This is a genomic window from Bradyrhizobium sp. AC87j1, assembly GCF_002936975.1.
Taxonomy (GTDB): domain Bacteria; phylum Pseudomonadota; class Alphaproteobacteria; order Rhizobiales; family Xanthobacteraceae; genus Bradyrhizobium; species Bradyrhizobium shewense.
Window position 1 is genome coordinate 1 of sequence record NZ_PTFE01000071.1, and the last position, 12041, is coordinate 12041.

11 protein-coding genes are annotated in these 12041 nt (G+C 64.3%); 9 read left to right on the forward strand and 2 right to left on the reverse strand.

Annotated elements, in window-relative coordinates; genetic code table 11:
* On the forward strand, positions 1-447 hold a 447-nt coding region (locus CV770_RS28900), incomplete at its 5' end, for an ABC transporter ATP-binding protein (protein WP_146101373.1).
* 7 nt (positions 448-454) lie between these two features.
* Here CV770_RS28900 and CV770_RS41795 read toward each other — a convergent pair.
* A complete protein-coding gene (locus CV770_RS41795) occupies positions 455-688 on the reverse strand; it encodes a hypothetical protein (RefSeq protein ID WP_146101374.1) in 234 nt (77 codons plus the stop codon).
* Positions 689-781: 93 nt separating this feature from the next.
* Between CV770_RS41795 and CV770_RS28905 the strand changes: the two genes are divergently transcribed.
* The 8 genes from CV770_RS28905 to CV770_RS28940 all read left to right on the forward strand — a co-directional run bounded on the left by CV770_RS28905 (position 782) and on the right by CV770_RS28940 (position 10961).
* Positions 782-2161, forward strand: coding sequence for an MFS transporter (locus tag CV770_RS28905; protein WP_091965698.1), 1380 nt, complete (start codon positions 782-784; stop codon positions 2159-2161).
* 119 nt (positions 2162-2280) lie between these two features.
* The gene (locus CV770_RS28910) at positions 2281-2709 is read left to right on the forward strand and encodes a globin family protein (RefSeq protein ID WP_104464823.1); all 429 of its coding nucleotides are present in this window, start codon (positions 2281-2283) and stop codon (positions 2707-2709) included.
* A 10-nt stretch (positions 2710-2719) separates the two neighbouring features.
* A complete protein-coding gene (locus CV770_RS28915; protein WP_201760089.1) occupies positions 2720-3937 on the forward strand; it encodes an NAD(P)/FAD-dependent oxidoreductase in 1218 nt (405 codons plus the stop codon).
* Between the two features lie 28 nt (positions 3938-3965).
* Positions 3966-6671, forward strand: a complete 2706-nt coding sequence (locus tag CV770_RS28920; protein WP_104464798.1) for a nitrate reductase — start codon at positions 3966-3968, stop codon at positions 6669-6671.
* A 233-nt stretch (positions 6672-6904) separates the two neighbouring features.
* The gene (locus tag CV770_RS28925; RefSeq protein WP_104464799.1) at positions 6905-7807 is read left to right on the forward strand and encodes an SMP-30/gluconolactonase/LRE family protein; all 903 of its coding nucleotides are present in this window, start codon (positions 6905-6907) and stop codon (positions 7805-7807) included.
* Positions 7808-7852: 45 nt separating this feature from the next.
* A complete protein-coding gene (locus tag CV770_RS28930; protein ID WP_104464800.1) occupies positions 7853-8692 on the forward strand; it encodes an aldo/keto reductase in 840 nt (279 codons plus the stop codon).
* Positions 8693-8879: 187 nt separating this feature from the next.
* Positions 8880-9821: a DMT family transporter gene (locus CV770_RS28935; RefSeq protein ID WP_201760093.1), complete on the forward strand. Its 942-nt coding sequence runs from the start codon at positions 8880-8882 to the stop codon at positions 9819-9821.
* Positions 9822-9881: 60 nt separating this feature from the next.
* Entirely contained in the window at positions 9882-10961 is a 1080-nt protein-coding gene (locus CV770_RS28940; protein WP_104464802.1) for a zinc-binding dehydrogenase, read from the forward strand.
* 80 nt (positions 10962-11041) lie between these two features.
* Here CV770_RS28940 and ppk2 read toward each other — a convergent pair whose 3' ends face one another.
* Entirely contained in the window at positions 11042-11962 is a 921-nt protein-coding gene (ppk2, locus tag CV770_RS28945; protein WP_104464803.1) for a polyphosphate kinase 2, read from the reverse strand.
* Positions 11963-12041: the final 79 nt, after the last annotated feature.

Sequence of the window (12041 nt, forward strand, 5' to 3'; positions counted from 1 at the left end):
GCCTGGGTCATGCACAATCGCAATCTGGTGCAGATGGCCCATGCCAAGGACAAGCGTCCTTCCGAAATCTCCGGCGGCATGAAACAGCGCGTCGGCATTGCGCGGGCGCTGGCGATGGAGCCGAAGGTGCTGCTGCTGGATGAGCCGTTCGGCGCGCTCGACGCACTGACCCGTGCTCACTTGCAGGACTCGGTGATGGCGCTGCATCAGAAGCTCGGCAATACCATTTTGATGATCACTCACGACGTCGACGAGGCCGTGCTGCTGTCCGACCGCATCGTGATGATGACCAATGGGCCGAGCGCGCGGATCGGCGAGGTGCTGGAGGTGCCGCTGGTGCGCCCGCGCAAGCGGCTCGAGCTCGCCACCAACACCACCTATCTGAAGTGCCGCCAGCGCGTGCTCGAATTCCTCTACGAGCGTCATCGCTTCGTCGAGGCCGCGTAACGAAGAGTTAACGCAAGCGGGCCTGCGCACAAATAATCGACATCCCGCTCAATCCTTGTGCGTCGCACAAGGATTGAGCGAATCGCAAATTTAGCGTGCGGAAAAGCCCTGCAAGAATTTCTGGCAATACGAATAACGTCCTGAAATCCCTGTATTTCCAGCGTGCGCGCAACTGGCACGGAAATTGAAATGTCTTTGCGCGACGCCAACGACGACGTCCCTCAACATCATCAATCAGCATCGTGAACTCGCCACCGGGGTGAAGCCTCGGAGCGCGCCTCCATGTGAGGCAGAGCCTGCAACGACGCAGCGGTGAGCCTGGAAGGGATACTCAATGACGAAGAATCCTACTTGGATTTCAGACTGGCGCCCCGAAGATGAGGCGTTCTGGAATGCGACTGGCAAGACTATCGCGCGACGCAACCTGATCTGGTCGATCGTGGCCGAGCATATCGGCTTCTCGGTCTGGCTGATCTGGAGCATCGTCACCACCAAGCTGCCGCAGGCGGGCTTTCATTACTCAACCGACCAGCTGTTCCAGCTGATCGCGGTGCCGGGGCTGATCGGCGCCCTGATGCGCTTTCCCTACACTTTCGCGGTAACCACGTTCGGCGGCCGCAACTGGACCATCTTCAGTGCGGCGATCCTGTTCATTCCGACCTTGTCGCTTGCCTATTTCGTGAGCCAGCCCGATACGCCGTTCTGGCTGATGCTGCTGGTCGCCTCGACCGCGGGTCTCGGCGGCGGCAACTTCGCCTCCAGCATGACCAACATCTCCTTCTTCTTCCCCGACCGGATGAAGGGATGGGCGCTCGGCCTGAACGCGGCTGGCGGCAATATCGGCGTCTCCAGCGTGCAGCTCCTGACCCCGATCCTGATGACGCTCGCCGTCTTCAACCTGTTCCAGGCGACGCCGGTCGACGGCATCTTCCTGCAGAATGCCGGCCTGATGTGGGTGCTGCCGATCGCGATCGCGGTATTCGGTGCCGTGTTCTTCATGAACAACCTGACCACGGCGAAGTCCTCGGTGAAGAACCAGCTGGCGATCGTCAAGCGCAAGCACACTTGGATCATGGCGTATCTCTATATCGGCACGTTCGGCTCCTTCATCGGCTATTCGGCTGCGTTTCCGCTGCTGATCAAGACCCAGTTCCCGCAAATCACGATTGCGATCGCGTTCCTCGGGCCGCTGGTCGGTTCGCTGTCGCGACCGCTCGGCGGCTGGCTCGCCGACAAGATCGGTGGCTCGGTCATCACCTTCTGGAACTTCATGGTGATGGCAGGCGCAACGGTCGGCGTGCTCTACTTCGTCGGGCAGAAGGATTTCATCGGCTTCCTGTCGATGTTCCTGATCCTGTTCGTGACGACGGGCATCGGCAACGGGTCGACCTATCGCATGATCCCCTCGATCTTCCGCGAAGAGAACCTGTTCAAGGTGCGCGGCAAGGGCGATGCGGCGCGCGCGCTCGCGCTGAAGACGGCGAGCATCGAGAGCGGTGCGGCGGTCGGCTTCATCGGCGCGATCGGTGCCGTTGGCGGCTATCTGATCCCGACCGGTTTCGGCAAGTCGATCGCCCTGACCGGCGGCCCCCAGCTCGCGCTCGCGATCTATCTCGGCTTCTACGCCAGCTGCCTCGGCTTGACGTGGTGGTTCTACCTGCGTCGCGGCCCGCAGGGTGAGGGCGCCTCAAGCCTCGCGGAGGCGCGAGTCTGACATTTGGTACGAATCTCGCTTCTCCCCGTACGCGGGGAGAAGCATTGCCCGACAGTTTGACCATGAACCTGGTTCGCAATGGCGCGCACCAAGGCAAACCCAACAGGCAGGAGAACATCATGACGCCAGAACAGATCACCCTCATCCAGCAGAGCTTCGCCAAGGTCGCGCCGATTTCGCAAGCTGCCTCCGTGTTGTTCTATGATCGTCTGTTCGAGGTGGCGCCGTCCGTGCGCGCGATGTTCCCTGAAGACATGACCGAGCAGCGAAAGAAGCTGATGGGCATGCTCGCCGCCGTCGTCAGCGGCCTGTCGAACCTGGAGACGATTCTTCCCGCGGCCTCCGCGCTCGCCAAGCGTCACGTCGCTTACGGCGCCACGGCCGAGCACTATCCCGTGGTCGGTGCGACCTTGCTGTGGACCCTTGAGAAGGGCCTTGGCGAGGCCTGGACGCCCGAATTGGCAAAGGCCTGGACCGACGCCTACGGCGTTCTGTCCGGCTTCATGATGTCCGAGGCCTATGGCGCGCAAGCGCAGGCCGCTGAATAGGAGATGCCTCGTGAGTGAACCGCTGGTCATCGTCGGTAACGGTATGGCAGCCGCGCGTCTGGTCGACGAGCTCGCCAAGACCGCGCTCGGCCGCTACGCGGTCGCCGTGATCGGCGAGGAGCCGCGGCTCGCTTACAATCGTGTGCTGCTCTCCTCCGTGCTTGCCGGCGAGACCGGCTCGCACGAGATCGAGCTCCGGCCCGCCGATTGGTGGCGCCATCGCGGCGTCACGGTGCGCTACGGCTATCGCGTTACTGAGATCGACACCGGCCGCCGCGAACTCAAGATCGAAGGCGAGGAGAGCATGGAATATTCCAAGCTCGTGCTCGCCACCGGATCGACGCCGCTGCGGCTCAATTTGCCGGGCGCCGATCTCGCCGGTGTGCACACTTTTCGCGATACGCGCGACGTCGACCTTTTGCTGACGCTGGCCGCTGCCAAGAAGCGCGTCGTCGTGGTTGGCGGCGGCCTTCTCGGACTTGAGGCAGCCTACGGTCTTGCCAAGGCCGGTGCGCCGGTGACGCTGCTGCATCTGATGGACCGGCTGATGGAGCGTCAGCTCGATGGGCCGGCCGCCGACCTGCTCAAGACGCTGGTCGAGCGCAAGGGCATCCGCATCCTGCTCAACGCCTCGACCGCCCGCATTTATGGCGACGGTCATGTCGAGGCCGTCGAGCTTGCCGATGGCAGCCGCATCGAGGCCGACGCGGTGATCTTCGCCGCCGGCATCAAACCGAACGTGGCGCTTGCCAAAGATGCCGGCATCGCGGTCAATCGCGGCATCGTCGTCAACGACGAGATGCAGACGGCATCGCCAGATATCTTCGCGCTCGGCGAATGTGCCGAGCATCGCGGCACCTGCTATGGCCTGGTCGAGCCCGCCTATGAGCAGGCGCGGGTGCTGGCACGGCATCTGGCTGGCCGGCCCGCCGCCTATCAGGGCAGCGTGGTCTCGACCAATTTGAAGGTCTCCGGCGTCAGCGTGTTCTCCGCCGGCGACTTCATGGGCGGGGAGGGCAGCGAGAGCCTGGTGCTGACCGATCGCAGGCGCGGCACCTACAAGAAGCTGGTGATCGCCGACGGCCGGCTCACCGGCGCGGTGCTGATCGGCGATACCGTCGATGCGCTCTGGTATCTCGAGCTGATCCGCAATCGCGACAAGGTGGCGGCGATCCGCACCGACATGATGTTCGGCCGCGCGCTCGCGCGTCCTTCCAAGGCGGCTTGATAGAGCCGGCGTGACAAGGCAGCTTGATATGACGGCGATCGATCCCACGCTCCGCGCCACCAAGACGACCTGTCCCTATTGCGGCGTCGGCTGCGGCGTGCTGGCGACGCCGGACGGCAAGGGCGGGGCCGCGATCGCGGGCGACCCCGACCATCCCGCCAATTTCGGCCGGCTGTGCTCGAAGGGCTCCGCACTCGGCGAGACCGTCGGGCTGGACAGCCGCTTGCTCTATCCGATGATCCGCTGCAAGGGCGTGCTCGAACGCGTCGCCTGGAGCGATGCGCTCGATCATGTCGCCCATCGCATGCAGCACATCGTGGCGCGTGACGGCGCCGACGCGGTCGCGTTCTATCTGTCCGGCCAGCTCCTCACCGAGGATTATTACGTCGCCAACAAGCTGATGAAGGGCTTTGTCGGCACGGCGAATGTCGATACCAACTCGCGGCTCTGCATGTCGTCCTCGGTCGCCGGCCATCGGCGTGCCTTTGGCGCCGACACAGTCCCCGGCTGCTACGAGGATCTCGACCAGGCCGATCTGCTGGTCTTCGTCGGCTCGAACGCGGCCTGGTGCCATCCGGTGCTATTCCAGCGCATGCTGAAGAACCGGCAAGAGCGTGGCGCGCGCATGATCGTGATCGATCCGCGCCGCACCGACACTGCAAGCGATGTCGATCTGTTCCTCGGTCTCAAGCCCGGCACCGATACCGCGCTGTTCTCCGGCCTGTTTGTCCACCTCGCCGACAGCGGCGCGCTGGACCAGGACTACATCGCGCAGAACACGAGCGGTTTCGACGACGCGCTGGCGCGTGCGCGCAGCATCGCCGGCAGCGTCACTGCGACGGCGCTCGCGACGGGCCTCTCCGAGCAGGATGTCGCCACCTTCTTCAAGATGTTCCGCGACACGGACCGCGTCGTCACGCTGTATTCGCAGGGCGTCAACCAGTCGGCACAGGGCACCGACAAGGTCAACGCGATCCTGAACTGCCACCTCGCGACGGGACGCATCGGCAAGCCCGGCGCCTCGCCGTTCTCGCTCACCGGCCAGCCCAACGCGATGGGCGGCCGCGAGGTCGGCGGTCTCGCCAATATGCTCGCCGCCCATATGGGCTTCACGCCGCCCGACATCGATCGTGTCAGGCGGTTCTGGAAGGCGCCGCGCATCGCCACCCATGAGGGGTTGAAGGCGGTGCAGCTGTTCGAGGCCATCCATCGCGGCGAGGTCAAGGCGCTCTGGGTGATGGGCACCAATCCCGCGGTGTCGCTGCCCGATGCGGACTTCGTGCGCGAGGCGTTGAAGAAGCTCGAGCTGTTCGTGGTGTCCGAGAACGTGCTCTCCAACGACACGGTCGATGCCGGTCCGCATGTGCTGCTGCCGGCGCTCGCCTGGGGCGAGAAGTCGGGCACCGTGACCAACTCCGAGCGCCGCATCTCGCGCCAGCGCTCGTTCCTGCCGGCGCCGGGCGAGGCGCGGCCGGACTGGTGGATCCTGAGCGAGACGGCAAAGCGCCTCGGCTTCGGCGACAGCTTCAATTACAAATCGGCGGCCGAGATTTTCCGCGAGCACGCCGCGCTCTCGACTTTCGAGAACGAGGGCAGCCGCGATTTCGACATCGGCGCGCTGACCTCGCTTTCGGACGAAGGCTTCGATGCCCTAAAGCCGGTACAGTGGCCGGTGCGTGAAGGCGGAATGCCGGGCGATCGCTTCTTCGCGAAGGGCGGCTTCTTCACCAATGACGGCAAGGGCCGCTTCGTTGCACCGGAGGTGCCGTCGCTGCGCGGCGAGACCGGCGCCTCGCGCCCCCTCAGGCTCAACACCGGACGCATCCGCGACCAGTGGCACACCATGACGCGCACGGGTCTCAGCCAGCGCCTTGGCGCGCATCTGCCGGAGCCCTTCGTCGAGATCCATCCTGATGATGCCGGCAAATACGGTATCGTTCACGACGGCTTTGCCCGCGTTACCACCGATTACGGTCAGTGCATCCTGAAGGTCGTCGTCAGTGACGGCACTCAGCGCGGCACATTGTTCGCGCCGATCCATTGGAGCGCAATGAATGCCTCGCATGGCCGCGTCGGAGCGCTGGTGCAGTCCTTCACCGATCCGTTCTCGGGGCAGCCGGAATCAAAGGCGACGCCGGCTGCGATCGCGCCTTACGAATTCGTCTTCCGTGGCTTTGCGCTGTCGCGGAAGCAGCTCGATCTGCCGCCGAACCTGTTGTGGACCCGCGTCACGGTCACCGGCGGCTTCGGCTATCTCTTCGCCGACAACGCCGACCTTTCGCGCTGGCCGGCCTGGCTCGAGAGCGTCGCCGGCGAGGACGTTGCCGACTATCGCGACTTCGGCGGCGGGGTCTATCGTGCGGCGTCGTTCGCGGGCGATCAGATCGAGACCTGCCTGTTCGTCGGCCCCGCGCATGATGCGGGCGACTGGGAGGTGGTGAAGAGCCTGTTCGTGGCCGACCTCGTCACCGACGATCAGCGTCGCATGCTGCTGTCAGGCAAGTCCGGCGAGGGCGCCGCCTCGACCGGGCCGATCGTCTGCGCCTGCTTCGGCGTCGGCCGCGGCTCCATCTGCGAGACCATCGCGGCCGGCGCGCGCTCGGCTGCCGAGATCGGCGCCAAGCTCAAGGCCGGCACCAATTGCGGCTCCTGCATTCCGGAACTGAAGCGCCTGATCGCGACGACGGACGTGGCGCCGGTGAAGCAGGCGAAGGTCGCGGGCGCGGTGGGGTAGGGGCGAGGTTCTCGGTCGTCGCCTAGACTCAGCTGTCATCGCCCGGCTTGACCGGGCGATCCAGTACGCCGAGACATCTGTGATGAAGCGGTGAGGCCGCGGCCTACTGGATTCCCCGCTTTCGCGGGGAATGACAGTGAGGGCGAGGCGCCATTCCTCCGCACCAATCGACGCGCCCTCGATTGTGCCCTATGGTGCCGCGGCTTCCCTCTCAGCAATCCATAACAACAATGATGTACCTGGAAACGCCGCCGCGCCTGATCGAAACAAGGCTTTTCTCCACCATGCCCGAAAAGTTTCGCCGCAAGGGCGTGCGAACCGATTGGGCTGACGCCAACCGGCCGAATGTACCGACCGACAGCTTCATCGAGGGGCCCTCCTTCGACACGGACGGCAATCTCTACATCGTCGACATTCCCTTCGGCCGCATCTTTCGCATCGCGGCTGACGGCGAGTGGTCGCTGGTCGCCGAATATGAGGGCTGGCCGAACGGACTGAAGATCGCCGCGGACGGGCGCATCCTGGTGGCCGACTACAGTCACGGCATCATGGAGCTCGATCCCAAGGCCGGCCGCATCAAGCCCGTCCTGACCGCGCGCAATTCAGAATCGTTCCGCGGTTGCAACGACCTGCATCTTGCTTCCAACGGTGACATCTATTTCACCGATCAGGGGCAGACCGGTCTGCATGATCCGAGTGGCCGGGTCTATCGGCTGGCATCGAATGGTAGGCTCGATTGCCTGATCGACACCGGTATCAGTCCGAATGGCCTGGTGCTCGACCCAACCGAAACCGTGTTGTTCGTCGCGATGACGCGCGACAACGCGGTGTGGCGGTTGCCGTTCATGAAGGACGGCAGCGTGTCCAAGGTCGGCCGCTTCTGCTCGCTGTTCGGCACCAGCGGTCCCGATGGCTTGACCATGGACGCCAAGGGCCGCCTGTTCGTCGGCCATGCCTCGCTCGGCCACGTCTTCGTGTTTGCGCCGAACGGCGAATTGCTTGCGCGGATCAAGTCGTGCGCGGGGCCGAATTGCACGAATGTGGCGATCGGTGGCGCCAACAAGGATCGTCTCTATATCACGGAGTCATCGACCGGCAGCGTGCTGGTTGCTGATATCAGCGGATTGAACTCCTGAGCCTTGTGGCGGTTGCCCGAGCGGAGGAGCGACAGCGGAGCAAACATGAACACAAACCCTTTCGGCAAAACCGGTGCCAACGTCTCCGTCATCGGGCAGGGCACCTGGTATCTCGACCATGGCGACCGCAAGCGCGCGGTCGCGGCGCTCCAGCGCGGGCTTGATCTCGGCATGACGCACATCGACACCGCCGAAATGTATGGCGATGCCGAGCTCGTCATTGCCGATGCGATCGCGGGTCGCCGTGATGAGGTGTTTCTCGTCTCCAAGGTATTGCCGAGCAACGCCTCGCGTAGCGGCACCATCACAGCCTGCGAGCGTTCGCTGAAGCGGCTGAAGACCGATCATCTCGATTGCTATCTCCTGCACTGGCGCGGTTCCTATCCGCTCGAAGACACCGTCGCCGCGTTCGAGGAACTGGTGAAATCAGGCAAGATCAAATCCTGGGGCGTTTCCAATTTCGATGCCGATGATCTCGACGAAATTCTCGACGTCGCGGGCGAAGGCCGTATCGCCTGCAATCAGGTGCTTTATCATCTCAAGGAACGCGCGATCGAGCATGCGGTGATCCCGTGGTGCGATCAGCATGGCGTCGCCGTCGTCGCCTACTCGCCGTTCGGTCACGACGATTTTCCGGATGCGCGCAGCAAGGGCGGCGCCGTGTTGGCACGCATTGCCGAAGAGCGTCGTGCGACACCGCGTCAGGTCGCGCTCAGCTTCCTCACCCGTGCGACTACGGTGTTCGCGATCCCGAAGGCCTCGTCTGCCGAACATGCCGGCGAGAATGCGGCCGCCGGTGATCTCGCGCTGACGAAAGACGAGATTTCGGCGTTGGATGCGGCGTTTCCGCGCGGTCCGAAGCCGCGCAGCCTGCCCATGCTGTAATGCACAAACGGCCATTATTAACGGAGCATTGACGCGCGCGGCGGCTCGCGCATATCGGCATCCTGTTTTCGGAAGTTGTGAGCGCGGCGCAATTGTCGTTTTTTACAATCGTTCTCGATTCGCATTTTCCCGGGTTCCAGCCGTGACACCGCCGCCCGCCGCAGCCGCAAGGCTCGACAGTATCCCCATGCCCGTGCCGGAGAAGAAGCAGAAGGCTCGCCGCGCGCCTGCGCGCGTCGACCATCCCTTCAAGGGCATTGCGCTGGTGCTGCTGTCGACGATCTTCCTCGGCTGCTCCGACACCACCGCGAAATATCTCTCGACCAGCCTGCCGTCGATCGAGATCACCTGGATCCGCTTCGTCACCTTCGCGCTGATGTTCACGCCGGTGATGCTGCCGGGCTCGCCGCTCCATGCCATGCGCACCGAGCGGTTCGGCCTGCAGCTGATGCGCGGTGCCGCGCTGCTCGGCTCCTCGCTGTTCTTCATCACCGGCCTGAGTTTCCTGCCCATTGCGGAAGCCTCCGCCACCGGCTTCGTCTCGCCGCTGTTCGTCACCGCGCTGTCGATCATATTCCTCAGCGAAAAGGTCGGTATGCGCCGCTGGATCGCGACCGCGATCGGCCTGACGGGCGTGCTGATCATCCTGCGGCCGGGCACGAGCGCATTTCACGCCGCCGCGTTCTTTCCGATCGTCTCTGCGTTCTGCTGGGCTGCCGCGCTGATCCTGACGCGGATGATGAGCGGGCGTGAAGCCGTGCTCACCACGATGGCCTATTCCGCGCTCACGGGCGTTGCGATCCTGTCCGTGATGGTGCCGTTCGTCTGGGTCACGCCGAGCTGGACCGCGATCGGGCTTGGCATCGTGATCGGCGTCGCCTCCACCGTCGGCCAGTGGATCATCGTGCTGGCATATCGCTATGGCGATGCCTCGGTGCTGGCGCCGTTCTCCTACACGCAGTTGCTGTGGGTCAGCATTCTCGGCTTCTTCATCTTCGGCGAGGTCCCCGATCTCTGGACGGTCGTCGGCGCCGCCTTCATTGTCGCTAGCGGCCTCTACATCGCCCATCGCGAGCGTATCCGCCGCGCCCAGTTGCTGGTGCTGGAAGAGCGTTCCCCGAACCCCTGACGCAAGTTCGCGCGCCCTGTTACGTGCTATCAACGGCTCCAACAATACGGGAGGAGCCGAATGCGCGCTGCGATTTTCAGGAACGGTGAGATTGTCGTCGACAGGATGGCGGAGCCGAAGCCGGGCCCCGGCCAGGTGCTGGTCAAGACGCTCGCCTGCGGCATCTGCGGCTCCGACCTTCATGCGCGCCAGCATGCGCCGCGGATGGTGGAGATGGCCAGGAAGACCGGTCGCACGCCGATGGATCTGTCGCGTGACGTCGTGTTCGGTCACGAATTCTGCTGCGAGATCGTCGATTACGGCCCCGGCACGGAACGCAAGCTCAAACCGGGGACGCATGTCTGCTCGCTGCCCGCGCTGGTGACGCCGGAAGGCATCAAGGGGATCGGCTATTCCAACGACTTCGTCGGCGGCTATGCGGAACAGATGGTTTTGAGCGAGCCGCTCCTGCTCGAAGTGCCCAACGGTCTTGCGCCGGAACATGCGGCGTTGACCGAGCCGCTCGCAGTCGGCGTTCACGCCGTGGCGAAGGCCAATATCCGGGGCGGCGAGGTGCCGCTCGTCATCGGTTGCGGCCCTGTCGGGCTCGCAGTGATCGCGGCGCTGAAGATCAAGGGGCTGCACCCGATCGTCGCCGCCGACTATTCGCCGGCGCGCCGCGCGCTCGCGGCAAAGCTCGGCGCCGACGTCGTCGTCGATCCCAGGGTGTCGCAGCCCTATGCGACCTGGGCCGAGCACGCGCAGATGTCGGATGCGGAGAAGGCCGCGCGGCCGCCGTTCCAGGCCATGCTGCCGGCGCTGAAGCCCGCGATCATCTTCGAATGCGTCGGCGTGCCCGGGCTGCTGCAGCAGGTATTCGAAGGCGCGCCGCGCGATGCCAGGGTCGTCGTGGTTGGCGTCTGCATGGAGACCGACAAGAGCGAACCCATGCTCGGCATCATGAAGGAGCTCAACGTCCAATATGTGCTCGGTTATACGCCGGACGAATTCGCAGGCTCGCTGCGGCTGATCGCGGAAGGACAGGTGGATGCGGCGGCGATGGTCACGGCCGAGGTCGGCATCGACGGCGTCGCCAAGGCGTTCGCCGATCTCGCCAACCCTGAAGCCCACACCAAGATCATCGTGCAGCCGTGGCGGTGACGTTACTGCGTAGGGTGGGTTACGCCGTGCGAACTGCGCTTCGCGCAGTCGCAGGGCTAACCCACCCTACGAGATCTCGCTCAATACTTCTCCGGCACGTACATCTCCGGCGGAACCGGGCCGCGCTGATAGTCGGGGTGGCGGACGCGCGGCGGCAGCATCACCGGCGCGCGAGCGACCTCCTGATACGGGATCTGGCTGAGGAGATGCGCGATGCAGTTGAGCCGCGCGCGCTTCTTGTCCACGGCATCGACGATCCACCACGGCGAGTCCGGCAGGTGCGTGTGTTCGAGCATCGTCTCCTTGGCCTTGGTGTACGCCTCCCAGCGGCTGCGCGCCTCGACGTCCATCGGGCTCAGCTTCCACTGCTTGAGCGGATCCTTGATGCGCATGGTGAAGCGGAACTGCTGCTCGTCGTCGGTGATCGAGAACCAGTATTTGACCAGGATGATGCCGGAGCGGATCAGCATGCGCTCGAACTCCGGCACCGTCTGGAAGAATTCCTGGTACTCCTCCTCCGAGCAGAAGCCCATCACGCGCTCGACGCCGGCGCGGTTGTACCAGCTGCGGTCGAACAGCACGATCTCGCCGCCGGCGGGCAGGTGCGACACGTAGCGCTGGAAATACCATTGCGTGCGCTCGCGCTCGCTCGGTGCCGGCAGCGCCGCGACGCGGCAGATGCGCGGATTGAGGCGCTGGGTAATGCGCTTGATGACGCCGCCCTTGCCGGCGGAGTCGCGGCCCTCGAACAGCACGACAACCTTCTTGCGCTCGCTTTGCACCCAGTCCTGCAGCTTGACCAGCTCGCCCTGGAGCCGCAGCAGCTCCCGGAAATAGAGCTTGCGATCGACCGTCGGACCCGGTGTGTCGGTTTCGTCCAGGAGCTCGTCGAGCCTCGTGTCATCGAGCTCCATCTCCAGCTCCTCGTCGAGGTCGTCGGCCATCTCCTGAATGATGCGCTCGCGCTTGGCGGTTTGGAAGGTGCGGTCGGATGCGGTCATGGGCTTCTTCTCTCGGCTAGGGTGCCAGTGTTACCAACGACCATCGGCGGGGTTTGTTGCGTCCATGTGACAGCCGCTC